Consider the following 22,309-nt stretch of genomic DNA (forward strand, 5'->3'; position numbering starts at 1 on the left):
GAAGCTGCAGGGGCTTTTTGTAATGCCTTACGCTTCCTCCTAGCTAGCCAACTTGGCTTCCAGAGATTCAACTTCCAGCATAAGCTTCTCCCACTCCTGCTGCTTTTTGTCCAGCTCGGCTTTAATGGCATCAAACTTTGTGGTTGCTTCCAGCAGTTTCGTTGGATCGGCGAAAACAGAGGGGTCGGCGATGTGGTTCTCCTGGGCGGCAAGCTTTTGCTCCAGTTTCCCTACCTCCTTCTCTACTTCATTTATTTTGTTATTCACCTGCTTTAACTGGTTCGACAGCTGGGAGTATTCGCTTTTATCCCGTGTTTGCTTTACCTCCTTCACCACAGGAGCGCTGGCAGATTCTTTCTTTGCCTCCTTTTCGCGCTTCTCCTGCCACGCCTCATACTCATGGTAGGTGCCCGGGTATGTTTTTAATTCATAGTCCTCGATGTACCAGATCTTCGTCGCCACATTCTCCACGAAGTACCGGTCGTGCGAGATAACCACAAAGGTTCCCTCGTACTGCTCCAGCGCCTGGATCAAGATGTTCACCGACTGCATGTCGAGGTGGTTGGTCGGTTCGTCGAGCATCAGGAAGTTTGCCTCCGAGATCAGCGTTTTGGCAAGGGCAACGCGGCTTTTCTCTCCACCCGACAGCACCTTTATCTTTTTGTATACTTCGTCGCCTGTAAAAAGGAAAGACCCTAGCAGCGTGCGCAGTTCCACTTCGCTTTTCTTCGAGCCGGCCTGCTGCAGCTCCGACAGCATATCATTTTCCACGTTCAATGACTCCAGCTGGTGCTGGGCATAAAAAGCAAGTATAACGTTGTGGCCCAGCTCCCGATTACCTTTAATAGGCTCCGTACCGGCAATAATGCGCAGCAAAGTAGACTTACCCTTACCATTCGCACCAATTAGGGCAATCTTGTCGCCTCGCTCGATGTGTACATCTGTATTCTGGAAAATTACCTTGTTGCCGTAGCTCTTGCTCATGTTCTCGAGGCGCAGAATGTGGCGGCCGGGGTGCACGTTAAACTTAAAGCTGAAGTTCACCTTGGCGGCATCCGGAGCCACTTCATCAATGCGGTCCATTCGGTCCAGCATCTTCTGGCGGCTTTGCGCCTGCTTGGCTTTGGTGGCTTTGGCCTTGAAGCGCTCAATAAAACGTTCGGCCTGCTTTATCTGCGCCTGCTGGTTCTCAAAAGCTCCCTGCTGAATTTCATTGCGCAGCGCCTTCTCCTCCACATAAAAGCTGTAGTTGCCGGCATAGGCGTTCAACTTGGCGCCAGACACCTCTACAATCATGTTGGTGGTGCGGTCGAGGAACTCACGGTCATGCGATACAATCACCACAGCTCCTTCAAACCGGTCCAGGTAAGCTTCAAGCCATTTGATGGATGGTAAGTCGAGGTGGTTGGTAGGCTCATCCAGCAGCAGCAGCGATGGCTTCTGCAACAGGATCTTTGCCAGCATCACGCGCATGCGCCACCCGCCCGAGAACGAGGCCAGTGGCTGCTGCAGCTCTTCTGTGCTGAAGCCCAACCCCTCAAGTATAGCCTCAGCCTCGGCCTGCATGGTGTAGCCACCCAGTGTTTCGAAGCGCTCCTGCAGTGTTGCCAGCTTATCCACCAGGTCATCATGGAAGTTATGTTCAAACTCCACCAGCACCTTATCTATCTCCTGCTGCAGGAAAATAGCCTCCTCAAAGGCCTGCATCGCCACTGAAAGTATACTTTCATGGGTTTCGTAGCTTAGCAAATCCTGGTTCAGAAAGCCGATAGTAGTTTCCTTGCTCATTTGGATGCTGCCGCCATCCGGCTTGTACTCCCCCACGATAATGCGCAGCAAGGTAGACTTACCCGTGCCATTCAAGCCGATCAGGCCAATTTTATCTTTGGGTTTTATATGCAGGTTGGCATCCTCATACATGGGGCGGCTGCCAAAATGGAAATTCAGGTTGTTGATGGAAATCATGTGATCCTTTATACTTTAAAAGGCAAAGGTACTTATTTTTAAGCGTGCCATGAAAACATCACAACAGCTGAAATAGTGCAGTTTACTTATAGTTGGTTGGCTCGTGCAGCTGCACACCATAAAATATAGAGAGATTAGCAACAGCGCGGGGTGATTTCTTAGTTAGAGAATAAATCAAACAGCAGGGCAAATGCAACAGAAATAAGGACTGACATAAAAAAAAGGTGAGTGTGATGCCCTAATAGCAGACTGTGCAGCCATGGGGTTGTTAAACTATTATAAAGAGCAGCCGTTAAGTTAACTTATGCTTATTTCAGTCTCTAAGGCTATACTATATGATTGCAATAACTACGCTACTAGATAAAAGAAGCTCTGACCGGGTTTCAGAAATTATTGAGCAACTAGAGAAAAAATTTGGATTACATGGCGTTAAAATAACGCCTTACCCGCATATAACGCTGCTGACCGCCGAAACCCCTGATTTGGAAGAACTAAAGCAGTACCTGGAGCAAAGCTGCATTACCATGCAGAAATTCACCATCCGCACCACTGGTTTGGGGATATTTCCAGGTCCTACTCCTGTTGTCTATATTCCTGCGCTGAGGACAAATGCGCTCAACGAACTGCACGATAACCTGCACCGCGATGTATCCGAAATGAGCAGCGAAATGGGAGTTTACTACAACCCCAACCTATGGCTTCCCCACATCTCCCTTGCCCTTGGCGATACCACGCCTGAAATTTTAGGACCTATTTTAACCTACCTGTGCCAGATTAACTTTAACTGGGAAATTACTATTGATAACCTCACCATACTTCAAAAGTGCGGCGACTTCTTCTTAAAAGACGAGGAGTTCCGCTTTGGCAGCCGCGAACTGACTTACTAGCTTGCAAGCAAACTTCAGCTCCTCGGTTTTCCTGCGCAACGCTTAGCAGCTTTTTCAAAAATGCTGCTGGGCTATACTACGCGCTTCAACCTTTGAATAGTCTATAAATCACACCTGCTGCTATTCTGGCATCATTTCAAATACAGCAGCAGGGGCTAATGTTATTTTGGATACCCTTATACTTGCAGGGGCATTTCAGGCACGAAGCCCTTTGCTACCACTGTAAGTACAAGGTTATACTTGCTGTCTCTTACTACTTTTATAAGTATAATTTTAATCTCTTTTTAATATCATTACGCATCAGAATTGTTCAACCTGAAGCAAAATGAGGCGTATTCCTAGAGAATCATACTTCATTTATGTTTCTCGAGCCTATACTTCGTTTGGGCATCCTGCAACAGCACCGTTCAATTATCATCTAAGCAAAAACATGAAAGAGCAAGAAGACAAAGGCAACCTTAAGGAAAACAAGCCAAACGTAAACGAGAACAGCAAGAACAAGCAACTCGAGCAGTTCCGGGAAGACTCAAAGGATCAGTTCATGACCACGGACCAGGGGGTGCGTGTAAACCATACGGCAGACCATCTGAAAGCCGGACCGCGTGGCCCACTCCTGATGGAAGACTTTCACTTCCGCGAGAAGATGACGCACTTTGACCATGAGTCTATTCCGGAGCGGGTGGTGCATGCCCGGGGTTCAGGTGCGCATGGCTATTTTCAAGCGTATGATGATTCTCTTAAAGAGTTTACAAAGGCTAAATTTTTGACAGAGCCTGGTACCAGAACACCAGTATTTGTGCGCTTCTCAACAGTAGTTGGCTCCAGAGGCTCTGCTGATACCGTGCGGGACGTACGGGGCTTCGCCACCAAATTTTATACTGAAGAGGGCAATTACGATTTGGTAGGTAACAACATGCCGCCTTTCTTTATTCAGGATGCCAACAAGTTTGCAGACCTGGTACATGCCATCAAACCAGACCCTGATAATGAAATGCCCCAGGCCTCTGCTGCGCACGATACTTTCTGGGATTTTGCCTCGTTAATGCCGGAATCTATGCACATGATCATGTGGGTGCTTTCTGATCGCGCCATTCCACGCAGTTTCCGGATGATGGACGGTTTTGGTGTTCATACTTTCCGCCTGATAAATGAAGCGGGCAAAGCATGTTTTGTGAAATTTCACTGGCGCTCTTTGCTTGGTTCCCACTCTTTGGTTTGGGATGAAGCACAGAAACTAGCCGGCAAGGACGCAGACTGGTTGCGACGCGATTTATGGGAAGCCATTGAAATGGGCGATTACCCTGAATTTGAGTTGAGCGTGCAAATTGTTCCTGAAGAAGACGAATTTAAATTTGACTTTGACCTGCTGGATGCGACGAAGATTATTCCAGAAGAACTGGTACCGCTGCGGCCAGTTGGCAAAATGATACTGAACCGTAACCCGGACAACTTCTTTGCAGAAACTGAGCAGGTGGCCTTCCACCCGGGCAACCTGGTACCAGGCATTGATGTAACGAATGACCCGCTGCTACAGGGCCGTCTCTTCTCTTACATCGACACGCAGCTTAACCGCTTTAACAGCGCCAACTTCGGTGAAGTGCCCATTAACCGCCCTATCACCACGACGCACAACCACCAGGGTGCTGGCTTTATGCGACACACCATCAATAAGGGCAAAGTTAATTATTGGCCTAACTCCCTTGGCGGAGGCTGCCCCATGATGGCTCCCGGAAACATGGGAGGCTACATACATCACATGGAGCGAGTGGAGGGACATAAAATACGAGGCCGCAGCGAGAGCTTTAACGACCATTACAGCCAGGCAACTCTTTTCTGGAATTCCATTACCGAGCCGGAAAGAAAGCACATCGTAAAGGCGGCACATTTCGAGTTAGGGAAAGTAATGTCGAAAGAAATTCGCCAGCGCATGTTGGGTCACTTTAATAAAATATCGCCTGAATTGGCTCAGCGGGTGTCGGAAGGTATCGGTGTGGAAATTCCTAAGAACTTCGAGCCAGAGAAAAGCGACAACAACTATGTGGCCGATGATGCCAGCAAAAAGATAAAGAAAGGAAAGTCTGTTAAAGAGACGGACTTTGTAAGTATGGAGAAACATAAGATTGAAACAGCAAAGTCGCGCCAAATTGCTATACTGCTGGAGGATGGCTACGACTATTGCGAGGTGATGCAGGTAAAAAGCGCTTTGGAGGCAGCGGGTGCTCATGCAAAGATTGTCTCTAAATTCCATGGCATGCGCAAAGCCAGTTCGGGCGAGGAAATAGAGACAGACAAAAGCCATATCACCACCGCTTCTATCATGTATGATGCCATATATATACCTGAAGGCGAGGAACATATAAAAGCACTGCTAAAAGAGGGTGATGCCATTCATTTTGTGAATGAAGCCTTCAAACACTGCAAACCTATCGCTACTTCGGGCAATGGCATCGCCTTGCTTCAAAAAGCCTCTGTTTTAGGGATAGACTTCGCGGACGAAAACTCGCAGGATGTCCTCACAGATAGCGGCGTTGTGACTGCCGGAAATGATGCGGACGCAGATGAATTCGCTGCTGCTTTTATAAATGCCATCAAAAAGCACCGCCACTGGGACCGGGAGGAGAAAATGATGGTGCCGGCTTAAATTTGCAACCATCAAGTACACTTAAACGAAAAGCGGCTGCAGTTACCTGCAGCCGCTTTTGTACTTTATAACAAACCTGGATTAGTAATCCAGCACAATGGCGAATACTAATGGTGCCACAATCGTAGCATCCGATTCGATCATGAACTTAGGAGTATCCTTGCCCAATTTACCCCAGGTGATTTTCTCATTCGGTACAGCGCCAGAGTAGGAACCGTAGCTGGTGGTAGAGTCAGATATCTGTGCGAAGTAGCCCCAAAGCGGAACACCCTCACGCTGAAGATCCTGGTGCAGCATTGGAACAACACAAATCGGGAAGTCACCGGCTATACCGCCGCCAATCTGGAAGAAACCAATCGTAGACTCTTCTTTGGCAGTCTGAGTATACCACTCGGCCAGCTCCATCATGTACTGGATACCCGTTTTCATGGTATGCACATTCTTGATGTCACCGCTGATCACGTGGCCTGCATAAATGTTACCCAAGGTAGAATCTTCCCAGCCCGGGCAGATGATAGGCAGGTTTTTCTTGGCCGCTTCCAGCATCCAGCTGTTCTTCGGGTCGATCTGGTAGTACTGCTCCAGTTCGCCTGAAAGCAAAATCTGGTAGAAGAACTCGTGCGGGAAGTAGGCCTCACCGGCCTTGTCTGCTTTTTCCCAGTACTTCAACACTACGTGCTCCAGGCGGCGCATGGCCTCCTCTTCCGGAATACAGGTATCTGTTACGCGGTTTAGGTGGCGGCTTAAAAGCTCCTCCTCATCGGCGGCAGAAAGTTCGCGGTAATGCGGCACGCGCTCGTAGAAGTCGTGCGCTACCAGGTTGAAGATATCCTCTTCCAGGTTGGCACCGGTACACGAAATTGCATGGATCTTATCCTGGCGGATCATCTCGGCAAGTATAATACCCAGCTCAGCAGTAGACATGGCACCTGCCAGTGTTACCAACATTTTGCCCCCGTTGTTCAGGTGCGTTTTATACCCTTCGGCAGCATCGATTAAAGAGGCTGCGTTAAAATGCTTGTAGTGTTTCTTTAAAAAATCTGTTACCTGCATAGTTGCTTTTTTTGTTCCAATCGCTGCCCTAGTGTGCAGACTGGTTCGGCAATTTATTAATTTTTTACTGATTTATACCTTACGGCATATAAACAGCAGCTGTTCAAACACCATGCGTCAGTGGGTGGAATGATAGCCGGGTCTATGTCCTCCGGATTCAGATGCATAACACAAACTGAACAAAAAAATTCAAGTTCAGCAGCACCTTTTTTATACTTATAGTATCAGGAAAAGCCGCTTATTGAGCAGGTTTTTCTATGATCAGGTTATGGTTGGTATAAATACAGATATCGGCCGCAATGGTCAGCGCCTCCCGTACCATCTCCTCTGCGGTTAAGTGCGGTGCGTGCTTTTTAAGTGCCAATGCGGCAGCGTGCGCGTACATACTTCCCGAGCCGATGGCAGCAATCTGGTTGTCCGGCTCCAGCACATCACCCGTACCTGAAATAATCAGCAGTTCTTCCTTGTTGGCCACTACCATCATGGCTTCCAGCTTGCGCAGGTACTGGTCTTTGCGCCATTCCTTTGCCAGCTCAATGGCGGCTCGCTTCATGTTGCTCTGGTAAGCGCCAAGCTTCTCCTCGAAGCGCTCCAGCAAGGTAAAGGCATCGGCAGTGGAGCCAGCAAAGCCTGTTACTATCTTGCCATCCAGCAGCTTACGGATTTTCTTCACGTTGCTCTTGGCAATGTGCTTGTCCATGGTAGCCTGTCCGTCTGCGCCAAGCGCTACTTCGCCGTTGTGGTAGATGCCACATACGGTTGTTGATCTTATCTTCGTCATAAAATATTTCTGATTGCTCTTTTAAACCTTCGCCTGTACAGAAGTCTAAACCACTGCCTATACTTCGTAAAGCTACGGTTACTTCAAACAAAAGGCCAATGCCGCTGTGCACGCCAAATTGTCTGACTTTGGAATCCGGTACCCCGAAGCGTTCTTTGTTGTTAGAGCATTATCACTAACTTTAAAACCTATACTTAATCTAACCACCTACCTTTCCAATTTATGAGTAAGAATTTACGCTTTGCTCCTCTCGTTGCCTTGTTGATGACGGGGGCCGTGTTTGCAACACCTGCCCACGCGCAAAAAAGCAAAAAGAAGAAAAAAGAAAAGCAGGAAACTGCTGCTGCGACACCCGCCGCTAAAAAGGATGACAACACCCCTAAGCCTTATGGCGAAGTAATCACAGCCAAGGCCGTAACAGATGATGGGCTTTTCAAAGTGCACCGCATCGACGAAAAGTATTACTACGAGATTCCGGACACGCTCCTGAACCGCGACATGCTGCTGGTAAGCCGCATCGCCAAAACAGCTAATAACATCGGCTACGGCGGCGAGGAGCTGAACACGCAGATGCTGCGCTGGGAAAAGAAAGGAAACCGTGTACTGCTTCGCGTTATCTCAACCGAAAATGTGGCCGCAGACAGCCTGGAAGTGTTCCAATCAGTGCAGAACTCCAATCTTGCTCCCGTTATACAGGCTTTCAACATTAAAGCCTTCGGACAGGGAACACAGGTGGTGGAAGTAACCGATTTCTTTTCGAAAGATGTACCCGCACTTGGCCTGGACAAGGATCGCCGCGAGGAGTACAAAGTAAAGAAGCTGGATGATAACCGCTCTTTTATTGAGAGTGTGAAAAGCTTTCCGATGAACATCGAGGCCCGCTCGCTGATGACGTATGACGCAGGCGGTGCTCCCTCCAACTCCAGTACAGGCACCATCTCACTGGAGTTGAACCATTCCATGGTGTTGCTTCCGCGAACGCCGATGGCCGCGCGCAAGTTCGATCAGCGCGTGGGCTTTTTCACCATCAACCAAACCGATTTTGGAACTGACGAGCAACGTGCCGCCAAACGTGAGTACATTGTGCGCTGGAGGCTGGAGCCAAAGGATGAAGCAGCCTATGCCCGTGGCGAACTGGTAGAGCCGAAGAAACAAATCGTATACTACATTGACCCTGCCACCCCAATGAAATGGCGCCCTTACCTGAAGCAGGGTGTGGAGGATTGGAACAAAGCCTTTGAGGCTGCCGGTTTTAAGAATGCCATTGTAGCCAAAGACGCACCTACCTTTGAGGAGGATCCTGAGTTCAGCACAGAGGATGCGCGCTACTCAGTTATCCGTTACTTCTCCTCCGAAACACAGAATGCCTACGGCCCTAACGTGCACGATCCGCGCTCAGGTGAAATCCTTGAAAGCCACATTGGCTGGTACCACAATGTCATGAACCTGCTGCGCAACTGGTATTTCGTGCAAACGGCTGCCGTTAACCCCGATGCGCGAGGCATTCAGTTCAAAGATGAAGTAATGGGTGAACTTATTCGCTTCGTTTCTGCACATGAGGTAGGCCATACCTTGGGCCTGCCGCACAACATGGGTTCCAGCGCTGCCTACCCGGTGGAGAAACTGCGTGACCCGGAGTTTACTAAAACCATGGGCACGGCACCTTCCATCATGGACTATGCCCGCTTCAACTACGTGGCTCAGCCAGAGGATAAAGGCGTATCGCTGATGCCGGCCATAGGCGTGTATGACAAGTACTCTGTAAAGTGGGGTTACTCCTACTTCCCGGAGAAAAACGGGGCGGATAACAGTGAGAAGCTTTCTGCCTGGATAAAGGAACACGAAAACGATCCGATGTACCGCTTTGGCCGCCAGATGGGCCGCCCTACGGATCCTTCCTCGCAAACAGAGGACTTGGGAGATGACGCGATGAAAGCCAGCACCTACGGTATTGCCAACCTGAAGCGTGTGATGCCCAACCTGATCACCTGGACAGCGGAAGACAATAAGGCTTACGATGACCTTCAGGAAATGTACCTGCAGGTGCTGGGCCAGTGGAACCGCTACATGGGCCACGTAACCGCCAACATCGGCGGCGTGTACGAGGACTACAAAACCTACGATCAGAAAGGGAATGTGTATGCTGCCGTTCCGAAGGAAAAGCAGCAGCGCGCCATGAAGTTCCTCAACGAGCAGGGCTTTGCCACGCCAACCTGGATGCTGGATGAGAACATCCTGCACAAAATAGAGGCGGCCGGTACGGTAGACAGAGTGCGCAATGCCCAGGTAAACATCCTGAACAACGTGCTGGACCCAAGCCGTATGGCACGCATACTGGAGGCTCAGGCCATGCAAGGCAGCAAAACATATACCTTGCCTGAGATGATGGCAGATTTGCGCACCGGCATCTGGGCAGAGGTAGGCACAGGCAAAACGATTGACATGTACCGCCGCAACCTGCAGCGCGGTTACCTGGAGCGCATGGAGTACCTGATGAAGGAAGAGCCGAAGCCAGTTACTGGCAGAGCGCGCGCGTTCAGTGGCAGTACGGCCATTAACGTTTCCCAGTCAGACATCCGGCCGATGGTGCGCGGAGAGCTAAACACCCTGCGCAACCAGATAAAGGGCTCGCTTGCCAAAACCAGCGACGCCATGACCAAGTATCACCTGCAGGATGCGCTTGTCCGCATCGATACCATACTTGATCCGAAAAGCTAAGCTTCGTTAGATTTTGCTAATTGTTATAGCAAACCGCCTCAACCTATCTGGTTGAGGCGGTTTGCTTTTTATAGAACACCAGAACCAGGTATGGCTGAAGTATAAACCAGGAAGTATGGCAGCTGAAGCAGGATGGGTGTCTCTTATACTTGCTACTGCCGGATTGCAACGGTTTGTTCATTTAATATGACATATCGGTGAATAGCCGATATCTATGAAGGATATGTCAGGTTAATCAAATAAATCTGGTACCTTTGCAGTCCATAAGACTTACCCTAACTTATGGCAACGAAATACATATTTGTTACTGGTGGCGTAACATCCTCTCTTGGTAAAGGCATTATCTCTGCATCCCTTGCAAAACTGCTGCAGGCCAGAGGCTTCTCCGTTACAATCCAGAAATTTGACCCCTATATCAACATTGATCCCGGCACGCTCAACCCTTACGAGCACGGCGAATGCTATGTAACCGAGGACGGTGCCGAGACAGATCTTGACCTGGGCCACTACGAGCGCTTCCTGAACAAGCCTACTTCCCAGGCGAACAACGTGACCACCGGCCGCATTTACTACAACGTGATCACCAAAGAACGTGAAGGCGCTTTTCTGGGCAAAACGGTACAGGTAATTCCCCACATCACAGATGAGATCAAGCGCCGCATGCTCCTGCTGGGAGAATCGGGTGAGTTTGATATTGTAATCACAGAAATTGGAGGTTGCGTGGGCGACATCGAGTCGTTGCCATTTATTGAAGCCGTGCGCCAGTTGCGCTGGGATTTAGGTGTTAACGAAACTTGCGTAATCCACCTGACCCTACTGCCCTACCTCCGAGCGGCTGGAGAACTGAAAACAAAGCCAACCCAGCACTCTGTTCGCGATTTATCGGAAGCGGGTGTGCAGCCAGACATCCTGGTGTGCCGCACCGAACACTCCATCCCATCTGACCTGCGCAAGAAGATTGCCCTGTTCTGCAACGTGAAGGCGAACTCAGTTATTGAATCCATCGATGCGGAAACCATTTATGACGTGCCGCTGCTGATGCGCAAGGAGAAGCTGGATGAGCGGGTGATTAGCAAACTGAAACTGCCGAGTAAGTCTGAGCCTGAGCTGGATGCCTGGAAAGAATTCCTGGGTCGCCTGAAAAACCCGACTTCTGAAGTAAACATCGCCCTGGTAGGAAAGTATGTCGAGTTGCCCGATGCCTACAAATCAATCATAGAAGCCTTTGTGCATGCCGGTTCTGCCAACGAGTGCAAGGTTAACATCAAGTGGTTCCAGTCAGAGAACGTGAATGAGGACAATGTGGGGGCCCTGCTGCAAAATATGGATGGTGTGCTGGTGGCGCCTGGCTTCGGCGAGCGCGGGTTTAAGGGAAAACTGGAAGCTATCAAGTTTGTGCGTGAGAACAATATACCGTTTTTCGGTATTTGCCTGGGCATGCAGTGTGCCGCAGTGGAGTTTGCGCGCAATGTGCTGGGGCTGCAAGGGGCCGCATCCACTGAGATGGACCCGGAAACGCCTCACCCGGTGATTGATATGATGGAAGATCAAAAACAAATCACGCAAAAGGGTGGCACTATGCGTCTTGGTGCTTATACTTGTGAACTAAAAAAAGGCTCTAAAGCTTATAATGTGTACGGAAAGAGCAAGATTACCGAGCGCCACCGCCACCGTTATGAGTTCAATAACAAGTACATAGCGGCCTTTGAGGAAGCTGGCATGCACGCTACAGGCATCAACCCTGATACCGGACTGGTAGAGGTTATTGAGCTGCAGAACCATCCATGGTTCGTGGCTGCACAATATCACCCCGAGCTGAAAAGCACCGTGTTGAACCCGCACCCGCTTTTTGTTAAGTTTGTAAAAGCGGCAATTAATTTCGCAAAATCAAAATAAGCACAAACACACAATTCAAATTTTAGTAAATGGATAGAAATCAAGCGATTGGCTTCGGACTGATGGCCTTACTGCTGTTGGCTTACTCCTTCTTCTTTGGGGGAACTGAGCCAGCAGAGCAAGCAGCCGTGCAGGAGATAGCCAAGGTAGAGCAGTTGCAGCAGACAAGCGCACCTGCCGAAGATGACTCGCTGGCGCAGGTTCGCAGAGCGGCGGCTCTGGGTGCTTTTGGCACTGCTGCTACCGGTGAGGCGAGTACCGTAACCCTCGAAAACGAAAACCTGCGCGTAGCTTTCAGCACAAAAGGCGGCCAGGTAGAGGAAGTGCTGCTCAAAAACTACAAGACCTACGAGGGGGACCCGCTGCTGTTGTTCGACAGCGAAAGCAGCGAAACGGACATTGCCTTCAAAACCAACGACGGCAAAACAGTACGACTGTCTGATTTATACTTCACGCCTACTGCCATAAAAGAAGTAACAGCCGAGGGTAAAGCCGGAAAAACACTTAGCTTCCGCGCCGACTTAGGCAACGGCCAGTATATTGAGCAGGTATACACACTCTACAAAGAGAACTTCCTGATGGGCTATCAGCTCAACTTCAAGGGGCTTGAGCAGCAGGTAACCGGCAACACCATCGTTTTCACCTGGACTGACCGCCTGAAGCAATTGGAGCGTGACCTTAGCCAGAACCGCGCGAAGTCTACCATTAATTTTTATACTACCGAGGACGGATTTGACGACCTGGCCATCTCTGAAACAGAGGAAAGCCTGGTGGTAGAGGAGCCGATTAAATGGGTGGCGAACAAGCAGAACTTCTTTACAGCTGGCATTATAGCGGGCAGCACCTTTGCCGGCGCTGAAATGAAAGCTACGGTAGATCCGGCCGACAGTACTGTTGTAAAGACACTGGCCTCTCAGATTTACATTCCGACAAAGGATGTGCTGAGCGGAGACGGGGAGTTCATGTTCTACTTCGGACCGAACGATTACAAGATCCTCAACAACATCGGCCATGAATTTGACGAGAACCTGGACCTTGGATGGGGCTTTTTTGCCTATGTAAACAAATGGCTGATCATCCCGGCGTTTGACTTCCTGGAAAACTACATCGGCAACTACGGTATCATCATCATGCTGCTGGTGCTTTACATCAAGACACTGCTCTTCCCGCTTACTTACAAGTCGTACGTGTCGATGGCAAAGATGAAGGTGCTGAAGCCGGAGATAGACGCCATCAAAGAGCGCAACGACGGCGACATGCAGAAAACGCAGGTGGACACGATGAAGCTGTACTCTGAGATGGGCGTGAGTCCGCTTAGTGGCTGTTTGCCGATGCTGCTGCAGATGCCGATCCTCTTTGCGATGTTCAACTTCTTCCCTAACTCAATAGAACTGCGCCAGGAGCCGTTCCTATGGGCTGCTGACCTTTCAACGTACGACGTGTTCTACCGCCTGCCATTCACTATTCCGTTTTATGGCAGCCACGTAAGTATGTTCACGTTGCTGATGACTGCATCGACCATACTTTATACCTGGTCTAACAACCAGATAAACACCTCAATGCAGGGCCCGATGAAGTTCTACAGCTACCTGATGCCGTTAATCTTCATGTTCGTGCTGAACTCCTTCCCTGCCGGCCTTAGCTTCTATTACTTCGTTTCCAACATCGTGACCTTTGGCCAGCAAGCTGCCATCCGTAAGTTTGTGGATGAGGGCAAGCTGCGTGCGAAACTGGAGGACAACAAGCACAAGATCAAAGAGAAGAAGAAAACCGGAGGCCCTAGCTTTACCGAGCGTATGCAGGAAGCCATGCGCCAGGCCCAGGAGCTGGAGCAGCAGAAAAAGAAAAAACTGAAAAAGTAAATAATCTATACTTCTTAAAAAGCCTTTCCGGATATGGAAAGGCTTTTTTTATGCCTTTGCCCGTGCTTTACACGTATGGCCAAGTATGGCACTACAATTAAAATCACTGAAATTATACTTGCTGCTTTTACCACTGGCCTTGCTTGGTTGCCAGGAACAACAGCAGGAAGAGAAAGGACTCGCCACCACGCACCCGGAGCTTGCAGAAGAAATTGCTGAGGATTCTGTTGAGGTACCATATACTGATACCACTTCTGCTAAACTGTACGACCGCTACCGCATCACCACGGAAGAGTTCCAAACCAACAGCACCTATAAGGTGCAGGAAACATACACCGGCAAACTGGCTCCGCTGAACGAAAGCAGCCATCCGGACACAAGGCTATACCGCACCATGCTGGATAAAGGACTGGAAGAAGGCGTTAATTTCGCGGGCAAGTATACGGTGGTAAGTATAGGCTGCGGCACCGCGTGTCAGCAGCATTATATAATTGATCGGGAAACTGGAAAGGTAACGGATAAGGTGCAAAGCAGCATGGGTGCAAAGTATAACACGGATAGCCGCCTGTTTATACTTACCCCACCGGACTCCGCTGTGAACTACAAGGAATGTAACGGTTGTGAACCGCAGGCCTACGTGCTGGAGTCAGGGAAGCTAATTAAGGTGAATTAGCGGGATGACACGTTACAAGCTATTTCTCTTGCTGTTGTTTGTTGGGTTTGTACTTGGCACAAGTGGCTGCGCCTCCACTACTAGCTGCAATGTGCAGACCGCCACAAATGCTCAGCCTGTGCTACTGTTTCAGAAAACACCCTGCTACGGCAGTTGCGCCGCCTACAATGCCACCCTCTATGCCGATGGAAGCATCCGCTATGAAGGGATTCGAAATACCCCGGTTATGGGGGAATTGACTTTATGTCTGCCAGCAAAGCAATTGAAGAAAGTTGAGGCACACCTAAAGTTACTTGATGTTGCTGCTTTAAAGGATAACTATCTGAGCCCTTTTACAGATCTACCTTCCTCCTACCTCACCTTTTATAGCCAAAACAAAGCTGAAATACGCATAAAGCACCAACAGGACGGTCCAGCTGAACTGCAGCAATTAATTATGCTGCTGGATAGGGCAGTAACGCAGCTGGTACAGGAGCATAAACAGGCCGATAATACTGATTGAAGTATAATTCTAACCAATCAGTTAAAGGCCTGATGGCGAGTTAAGCAACCCCCAGCAGGAGGGGCAGCTACAGTTGTTACGGTCTATACATTGTCCCCCCTGCGCGAATGCCTTACGGTAAATTATAAAGGCCATTCCCCCTGGCTTATACTTACAAGCGAATAAGGTTCTCCCAACCTCCAATAATGAGCGGCGGCCAACAAATATGCGACACACCCCGTACAATAATTATAAGGGCACGACAAAAGCATCCTTGTAAAAGCTATATTCTAATATGCCCATATGCTATAAAAATGGACAAAAGAAAAGACAAAATACAAACTTCTGAATTCGAGCAAAAGCTACAGGAGAGCATTCGTGAGGATAAACGCCTTGAAGACTTTCGTGAGGAGCATCACCGTGACACGCGCCATTATGATGAGTCACGCCCTGATGCGCCACACCTAGAAGCTAATACAGAATCAGAGACCATACCTGTAGTGGAGGAAACCGTGCGGGTAGGCAAAGAAATAGTGGAAACAGGAAAAGTACGCATATCAAAGCGCGTGCATGAAAGTGAAGTTGACGTGGAGCTCCCCACCGTGCACGAAGAGATTGATGTGCAGCGGGTGCCCGTAAACATGCCTGTGGAAGACACCCCACCCCCGGTGCGGTACGAGGGAGATGTAATGATTATCCCGGTGCTGCGTGAAGAGGTGGTGGTTCAGAAGCGCCTGGTGGTGGTAGAGGAACTACACGTTACCAGAAAGCGAACACAAACAAATGAGACAGAAAGAATTGTCCTCCGAAAAGAGGAAGTAAATGTTGATCGGGTTGACAACACAAACCACAACCCGCGCTAAGTTTGATAATCAGACTTACAAATGTTCAATTAAAACACAAGAAGCTATGAATCAACAAACAGAAAGACAAACAGTAATAGGAATTTTTGATTATGGAGTAGACGCGCAGATGGCTGCCCAACAACTTGAAAAAGCTGGTATTGCCAGTAGCAAGATTGATGTGGTGGTAAACGGTGCCCGGGATAAAAACACTGCAGGCGCCCAGCCAACAACCAACCGCGATAACGACAATAAAACAGGTAATTTTTTCAACTCATTGATGGATAACCGTGATGAGTCTACAAAGTACTCAGAGCTGGCCAAAAACGGTTCTGTTGTAACAGTGCATACTTCATCCAGAACCGAAGCCAAAACAGTTTCAGAGACATTGGATAAGTGCGGTGCCATTGATGTAAACGAACGCGCAGCACAAGGCGGCATGATGTCCTCATCTACTAAAGGCAAATGGACCGACTCCAGCTCATCGATACCGGTAGTAGAAGAAAACCTGCAGGTAGGTAAGCGTGAGGTGGAAACCGGCGGCGTAAGACTAAGAAGCCGCATAATTGAGCGGCCTGTAGAAGAGCATCTGCGTCTGCGTGAGGAGCACGTGCATGTGGAGCGCAACGCTGTAAACAGACCAGCAAATGAGCGGGATCTGGCCAACTTCAAAGATGGTGAGAAAGTAATGACTGAGCACGCAGAGGTACCAATCGTAAACAAAGAGGCACGCGTAGTGGAAGAAGTTAGGTTAGAAAAAGACTCTACCACACGTGATGAGACCGTGAGAGACACAGTTCGCAAGCAGGATATTGATGTAGACCAGATCAATACTGACAAAAACGAGCGCACGGATCGTGATATCAGAAACGACAGACTATAAGATGGTTTAGGCTAAACGCCTGAAGTATAAATAAAGGCCCGGCTGAGGATTCAGCCGGGCCTTTTGCATTAAGTAGCGGTATACTTACAGCTTCCGTACCTGCTCCAGTTTAAGGGTATTCATGGGGTTTGCCTCCAGCCCTACAATGTTGTTTTGCGTCAGCATAATCACCTCGTCATAAAAGAGTACGATTACCGGGGCTTCATCCATCACAATTTGATCCATCTGCTGGTATAGCGCCCACCGCTTTTTCACGTCCCGTTCCAGGTTCGCTTTCTCATATAGCCGGTCAAACTCTTCGTTAACAAAATGCGTTTTGTTGGGGCCGGCCGGCGAAAAGTTCTTGCTGTAAAACAAAGCCAGGTAGTTTTCGGCATCCGGGTAGTCGCCCAGCCAGGATTTCATAAAGAAGGGAGCGCGGCCGTTGTCCACGGTTTCCTGGTGCGCTGGTGCCTGGTTGATGTCGATCTGCACCTTTGCCCCCACCTCAGCCCACTTCTTCTGCATGTACTCGGCTAGTTCCTTGTGCTCGGCCACCGTGCTAAGGCGCATTTGCAGCGGGTTGCCTGCATTGTAGCCTGCCTCCTGCAGCAAGGCCACCGCCTTCTGCGGGTTATAGCTATACCCTACCACGGCCTTGGCATCAAAGGAGGGCAGCGATGGCGGCACCATGCCCGACTCACCGGGAATGCCCATGTTGTTACGAAAGTAGGCGATCATCTCCTTCTTATTGATGGCGTAGCTCAGCGCCTGCCGTACGCGCTTATCCTTTAGCGCCGGGTTTGGATTGCTCAAATTGGTTGGGTCCAACTGAAAGCCTATATACTCGGTGTTCAGGTAAGGCACTTTCTGAACCGTGAAAGCATCTTTGAAGTCTTCCTGAATGGTGCCATCGTTGTTAAGGATCAAATCGCGGGAGCCTTCCTTGATTCCGGAAAGGTAATCGAGCTTGCCCTGCATAAAGGTCAGGAACTCAGATTTCTTATCGGTGATAAAGGTTATCTGTACCGCATCCAGGTATGGCAGTTGTTGCCCCTGAGCATCTTTTTTCCAGTACCTCGGGTTGCGGTGCATAACGATAGCATTGCCTTCATCCCAAAGCTTAAAAACGAAAGGCCCTGTCCCTACCGGGTTCGCACGAAAATCTTTGCCATACTTGGCTACAGCCTCCTGCGGCACTACATAGGCATACGGCATCGTCAGAATCTCCATGAAAGCGATAAACGGCTCGTTCAGGTAGACTTTAAACGTGCTGTCGTTCACTGCCAGAAAAGCCGTGTCTGAGATAGCCCCGGAGGCATCAGTCAATACCTTATCATTAAAGACCCAGGCACCTGTGCTGGCGGTGGCAGGATCGACAATTCGCTTAAAAGAGTACTCAAAGTCGGCGGCAGTAACTTTGCGCCCTTTGCCACTTTTAAATACTTCACTGTCGTGAAAGTATACATCATCCCGCAGGTGGAAGGTATAGCTGCGGCCATCTTCGGAAACCTCCCAGCTTTTAGCTATACCTGGTCCGGTCTTCAGTTCCTGGTCCAGTTCCACAAGGCCGTTGTACAGCTGCGTCACTGCCCGGATGTTGGCCTGGTTTCGGGCAAAGGCAGGGTCAAGCGACGACAAAGCTTCGGGCTGGTTATACCTAAAAACTGTTTTGTCCGTTCCTGTTTTAGCGGCTTCAGAGCAGGCGGAAAAAAGCCCCAGAATTGTGGATAAATAAAGGATAAGTGATCTGAAATGCATCAATCTTTATGGCTAAAAAATGTATCTTTGTGCAAGTTTAAGGTATCTTGCGTAGATAAGTAAGAACTAAATATATCAGACTATGAAAATAACGTACTACGGCCAATCATGCTTCTTATTCGAAATTGGAGACAACCGCGTCTTGTTCGACCCGTTTATCTCCCCCAACGAATTCGCATCCAGCATAAACGTAGACGATATCAAGGCAGACTACATCCTGCTCTCCCACGGCCACCAGGACCATGTGCACGATGCTGAGCAGATAGCCAAGAACAATAACAGTACCATTATCGCCATACATGAGATTGCCAACTGGTTTGGCAACAATGGTGTGGAGAAAACGCACCCGATGAACATTGGCGGTAAAGTAACGCTTCCTTTCGGAACCGTTAAAATGGTGAGTGCCATACATTCCAACTCTTTGCCTGATGGCTCCTATGCAGGGGCTGCGGCAGGCTTTGTGGTGGAAGCGGAGGAGAAAACATTCTACTTCGCCGGCGATACCGCCCTCACTTATGACATGAAACTTATCCCGGAGCAGTTTGATGTGGACTTCGCACTGATGCCAATCGGGGATAACTTTACCATGGATGTACATGACGCCATGATCGCTGCCGACTTTGTGCAGGTTGACAAGGTAATCGGGATGCATTATGACACGTTCCCTTACATCAAAATAGACAAGGAAGAGGTGATGGAAGTGGCGAAAATGGTAGACAAAGAACTTATTTTGATGGAGATAGGTCAAACTATCGAATTATAGCGGATAGAATGGGAAAGATAATTGCGGTTGCAAACCAGAAAGGTGGCGTAGGCAAAACAACCACCGCCATTAACCTGGCGGCCAGCCTGGCAGCTTTAGAGTACAAAACACTTTTAGTGGATGCAGACCCGCAGGCCAATGCCACGTCGGGATTGGGCTTTGACCCTGCCACCATAACGAGTAGCATTTATGAGTGCATGGTAGAGGACGTGAAAGCGCAGGATATCATCCTGAAGTCGCCTAACTTCGATTTCCTGGACCTTATCCCGTCGCACATCGACCTGGTTGGTGCCGAGGTGGAGATGATCAACATGCCAAACCGCGAGGAAAAAATGCGGGAGGCACTAAGCACCCTGAAGCAGCAGTACGACTACATCATCATCGACTGCTCCCCTTCGCTTGGCCTGATCACGGTTAACTCGCTCACAGCAGCCGACTCGGTGGTGATACCGGTGCAGTGTGAGTACTTTGCCCTGGAAGGCTTGGGCAAGCTGCTGAACACCATCAAGATCATACAGTCGCGCTTGAACATGGAGCTGGCCATTGAGGGCATCTTGCTCACGATGTACGACGTGCGCCTGCGCCTGAGCAACCAGGTGGTGGAAGAGGTGAAAACGCACTTCCAGCAAATGGTGTTCGATACCATTATTCCCCGCAACGTGAAACTGAGTGAATCACCTAGCTTTGGCATTCCGGCACTGCTGCACGATGCAGAGAGCAAGGGCGCGTTAAGCTACCTGAACCTTGCCCGCGAGATAGCAGAGAAGAACAGTGTAGCGCTGGCAAAATAATTACACGAGTACATGTCCGAAAACACGAATTCTGCACCTAACAAACGCAAAGGCGGCCTTGGCAGAGGCCTTGGATCCCTGCTAGAGGGAAATAAATACACCGGCAAAACCGAGTCATCCACCTTAAACGAAGTTAATACCATCGCAGATATAGCCATTGATCAGATACAGACGAACCCCTACCAGCCGCGCACGCATTTTGACCAAACCGCGCTGGAGGAATTGGCAGAGTCTATCAAAGTACAGGGAATCATTCAGCCGATTACGGTGCGCCAGCTGGACGCTAACTCTTATCAGCTGATTTCAGGAGAACGCCGCTACCAGGCTTCTAAAATTGCTGGCCTCACTGTAATTCCCGCTTACATCCGCAAGGCCGATGACCAGCAGATGCTGGAGATGGCCCTGATTGAGAACATCCAGCGCGAAAACCTGAATGCCATTGAGATTGCCCTCTCCTACCAGCGCCTGCTCTCTGAGTGCAGCATGAAACAGGAAGAACTGGGCGACCGCGTCGGCAAAAAGCGCACCACCGTTACAAATTACCTGCGCCTGCTCAAGTTGCCTCCGGATATTCAGATCGCCCTGCGCGATAACCTGATCACCATGGGCCACGCCCGTGCCCTGATTAACATCGATACAGTGGAGCAGCAGCTCGATGTGTTTAAGGAAGTGGTGGCGAAGGAGCTGTCGGTACGAAAGGTTGAGGAGCTGGTGCGTAACCTGCAGAATGCCAAGAAGAAACCGGAAGCACAGCACAAGCTACAGTTCAACAAGTATGAAGATGAGCTAAAGTCGGTGCAAACCAGACTGTCGTCACAATTCGGAACAAAGATACAGGTGAAGGCGAACGAGGAGGGAAAAGGCGAAATCAAGATTCCGTTTGTGTCGGTGGATGAGCTGAACCGTATTCTCGAAATCCTAAACTACTAACAACCGATGAGGCTAAAGGCAGGTACAGTAATCTGGCTGCTGGGCATGGTTTTATACTTTGCTCCGGCTACCCCGCTGCTGGCGCAGGTGATTACCGTAGGTCCTGATTCTACCCTTGTGCCGACAGTGGAGGCCGCTGAACCCATTCCAATTCTCTATGACTCAATAAATGAGAAAAAATGGTTTTTCCTGAGTGAGTGGGACAAGCCAGCCAAAGCAGCCTTGTTCTCGGCCGTTGTTCCGGGAGCAGGCCAGTTTTACAACAAAGCCTATTGGAAAGTACCCATTGTTTACGCCACAGGCGCTGTATTGGGGTTTTTCCTTATAGATAACAACAACAAGTACCAGGATTTCAGAGTGGCCCTGCTTCAGCGTAAGCGCAATGAAGTGGACAAGTATGTGGATCATCAGGTTTATGGCAAACAAAAACAAAATGGAACCATTAACCTGGAGGGAAGCCGCGACTTTTACCGCCGCAATCGCGACCTGACTGTTATACTTTCAGTAGCTGCCTGGGGGTTGCAGGTGGCAGAGGCCTATGTGCATGCGCACATGAAAGACTTTGACGTGAGCGATGATCTGGCGCTACGCATGGAGCCCAGCCTTCTACCTGTCACTTCACAACCCGGAAGCGTTACTCCCGCTTTTACATTGACTTTATATACCCGTTCTAAATGAGAATTTTACTGATCGGCTATGGCAAGATGGGGAAAACCATCGAGCAAATGGCTGTGGCACAAGGCCATGAAATAGCGGGCCGGATTGACCATGAAAATGCGCAGGAACTACAGAAGTATACTTCTGCCGACACTGACGTGGCCATTGAGTTCACGCATCCCGCGTCTGCTTTCGAAAACATCAGCTACTGTCTGAAGAACGGCATCCCTGTGGTGTCGGGCTCTACCGGCTGGCTAAGCCATTTTGAAGAAGCAAAAGCCCTTTGCCAGGAGTACCAGGGCGCCTTTTTTTATGCCTCCAACTACAGCGTGGGCGTAAACCTGTTCTTCCACTTCAACGAATACATTGCCCGTAAAATGCAGGAATACCAAGCGTACGGTGTTTCTATCCGGGAAATACACCACCTGCAGAAGGTAGACAAGCCTAGCGGAACAGGCATCACGACGGCAGAGGGTATACTGGCTAGTTACAAAGATTTAGAGGGCTGGGTGGCTGATAATCCGGAAGAAAAAACTAAATTAAACATCGCGTCGGAGCGTGAGCCCAATGTAGTTGGCACCCATATTGTAACTTACAGTTCTGAAGTAGACCAAATTGAACTGGGGCATGTAGCCCACAGTCGTGCGGGTTTTGCCGAGGGCGCTGTAATGGCTGCTGCCTGGTTGCAAGGCCGACAAGGCGTGTACGGTATGAAGGACCTGCTGAACCTCTAACCATCCTTAAGT

General features: G+C 49.5%; 18 protein-coding genes. 14 read left to right on the forward strand and 4 right to left on the reverse strand.

Going from position 1 to position 22,309, the window contains the following annotated elements; genetic code table 11:
- Window positions 1-39: 39 nt before the first annotated feature.
- Window positions 40-1,965, reverse strand: a complete 1,926-nt coding sequence (locus A0W33_RS19680; protein WP_068839786.1) for an ABC-F family ATP-binding cassette domain-containing protein — start codon at window positions 1,963-1,965, stop codon at window positions 40-42.
- Window positions 1,966-2,300: 335 nt separating this feature from the next.
- Here A0W33_RS19680 and A0W33_RS19685 point away from each other — a divergent pair, with 335 nt between their 5' ends.
- Complete coding sequence (locus A0W33_RS19685) at window positions 2,301-2,852, forward strand: 2'-5' RNA ligase family protein (RefSeq protein WP_068839787.1); 552 nt, start codon at window positions 2,301-2,303, stop codon at window positions 2,850-2,852.
- Window positions 2,853-3,282: 430 nt separating this feature from the next.
- Entirely contained in the window at window positions 3,283-5,493 is a 2,211-nt protein-coding gene (locus A0W33_RS19690) for a catalase (protein ID WP_068839788.1), read from the forward strand.
- A gap of 81 nt (window positions 5,494-5,574) precedes the next feature.
- Here the strand turns inward: A0W33_RS19690 and A0W33_RS19695 are convergent, their stop codons facing one another.
- Together A0W33_RS19695 and hslV are read right to left on the reverse strand one after the other, a co-directional pair.
- Window positions 5,575-6,546, reverse strand: a complete 972-nt coding sequence (locus A0W33_RS19695) for a deoxyhypusine synthase family protein (RefSeq protein ID WP_068839789.1) — start codon at window positions 6,544-6,546, stop codon at window positions 5,575-5,577.
- 238 nt (window positions 6,547-6,784) lie between these two features.
- Window positions 6,785-7,327 (reverse strand): ATP-dependent protease subunit HslV, encoded by a 543-nt coding sequence (hslV, locus tag A0W33_RS19700; RefSeq protein WP_068839790.1) that lies wholly within the window; start codon window positions 7,325-7,327, stop codon window positions 6,785-6,787.
- Window positions 7,328-7,549: 222 nt separating this feature from the next.
- On the opposite strand from hslV, the gene A0W33_RS19705 reads away from it, so the two are divergent.
- The 7 genes from A0W33_RS19705 to A0W33_RS19735 all read left to right on the forward strand — a co-directional run bounded on the left by A0W33_RS19705 (window position 7,550) and on the right by A0W33_RS19735 (window position 16,682).
- Window positions 7,550-10,045, forward strand: coding sequence for a zinc-dependent metalloprotease (locus A0W33_RS19705; protein ID WP_068839791.1), 2,496 nt, complete (start codon window positions 7,550-7,552; stop codon window positions 10,043-10,045).
- 282 nt (window positions 10,046-10,327) lie between these two features.
- Window positions 10,328-11,941 carry a CTP synthase gene (locus A0W33_RS19710; RefSeq protein WP_068839792.1) on the forward strand — a complete coding sequence of 538 codons (1,614 nt, stop codon included), beginning with the start codon at window positions 10,328-10,330 and terminating at the stop codon, window positions 11,939-11,941.
- 29 nt (window positions 11,942-11,970) lie between these two features.
- Entirely contained in the window at window positions 11,971-13,803 is a 1,833-nt protein-coding gene (gene yidC, locus A0W33_RS19715) for a membrane protein insertase YidC (RefSeq protein ID WP_068839793.1), read from the forward strand.
- Between the two features lie 85 nt (window positions 13,804-13,888).
- Window positions 13,889-14,476, forward strand: a complete 588-nt coding sequence (locus A0W33_RS19720) for a hypothetical protein (RefSeq protein WP_068839794.1) — start codon at window positions 13,889-13,891, stop codon at window positions 14,474-14,476.
- Window positions 14,477-14,480: 4 nt separating this feature from the next.
- Complete coding sequence (locus A0W33_RS19725) at window positions 14,481-14,978, forward strand: DUF6438 domain-containing protein (RefSeq protein WP_068839795.1); 498 nt, start codon at window positions 14,481-14,483, stop codon at window positions 14,976-14,978.
- Window positions 14,979-15,271: 293 nt separating this feature from the next.
- The gene (locus tag A0W33_RS19730; protein ID WP_082815316.1) at window positions 15,272-15,820 is read left to right on the forward strand and encodes a YsnF/AvaK domain-containing protein; all 549 of its coding nucleotides are present in this window, start codon (window positions 15,272-15,274) and stop codon (window positions 15,818-15,820) included.
- Between the two features lie 46 nt (window positions 15,821-15,866).
- Complete coding sequence (locus A0W33_RS19735) at window positions 15,867-16,682, forward strand: YsnF/AvaK domain-containing protein (protein ID WP_068839796.1); 816 nt, start codon at window positions 15,867-15,869, stop codon at window positions 16,680-16,682.
- An 84-nt stretch (window positions 16,683-16,766) separates the two neighbouring features.
- On the opposite strand, the gene A0W33_RS19740 is transcribed toward A0W33_RS19735, so the two are convergent.
- Window positions 16,767-18,422, reverse strand: a complete 1,656-nt coding sequence (locus A0W33_RS19740; RefSeq protein ID WP_068839797.1) for an ABC transporter substrate-binding protein — start codon at window positions 18,420-18,422, stop codon at window positions 16,767-16,769.
- Window positions 18,423-18,504: 82 nt separating this feature from the next.
- Between A0W33_RS19740 and A0W33_RS19745 the strand changes: the two genes are divergently transcribed.
- From A0W33_RS19745 to dapB, 5 genes are read left to right on the forward strand one after another with little or no spacing between them, the layout of a single operon-like run.
- Window positions 18,505-19,185: a metal-dependent hydrolase gene (locus tag A0W33_RS19745; protein ID WP_068839798.1), complete on the forward strand. Its 681-nt coding sequence runs from the start codon at window positions 18,505-18,507 to the stop codon at window positions 19,183-19,185.
- A gap of 8 nt (window positions 19,186-19,193) precedes the next feature.
- A complete protein-coding gene (locus tag A0W33_RS19750; RefSeq protein WP_068839799.1) occupies window positions 19,194-19,976 on the forward strand; it encodes a ParA family protein in 783 nt (260 codons plus the stop codon).
- A gap of 12 nt (window positions 19,977-19,988) precedes the next feature.
- On the forward strand, window positions 19,989-20,906 hold the full coding sequence (locus A0W33_RS19755) for a ParB/RepB/Spo0J family partition protein (RefSeq protein WP_068839800.1): 918 nt from the start codon (window positions 19,989-19,991) through the stop codon (window positions 20,904-20,906).
- A 6-nt stretch (window positions 20,907-20,912) separates the two neighbouring features.
- Entirely contained in the window at window positions 20,913-21,584 is a 672-nt protein-coding gene (locus A0W33_RS19760) for a DUF5683 domain-containing protein (RefSeq protein WP_068839801.1), read from the forward strand.
- Complete coding sequence (dapB, locus tag A0W33_RS19765; protein WP_068839802.1) at window positions 21,581-22,297, forward strand: 4-hydroxy-tetrahydrodipicolinate reductase; 717 nt, start codon at window positions 21,581-21,583, stop codon at window positions 22,295-22,297. The genes A0W33_RS19760 and dapB overlap by 4 nt, the downstream gene beginning before the upstream one ends.
- The last annotated feature ends 12 nt before the right edge of the window (window positions 22,298-22,309 follow it).

Origin of the sequence: Pontibacter akesuensis, from assembly GCF_001611675.1 — a bacterium.
GTDB lineage: Bacteria > Bacteroidota > Bacteroidia > Cytophagales > Hymenobacteraceae > Pontibacter > Pontibacter akesuensis.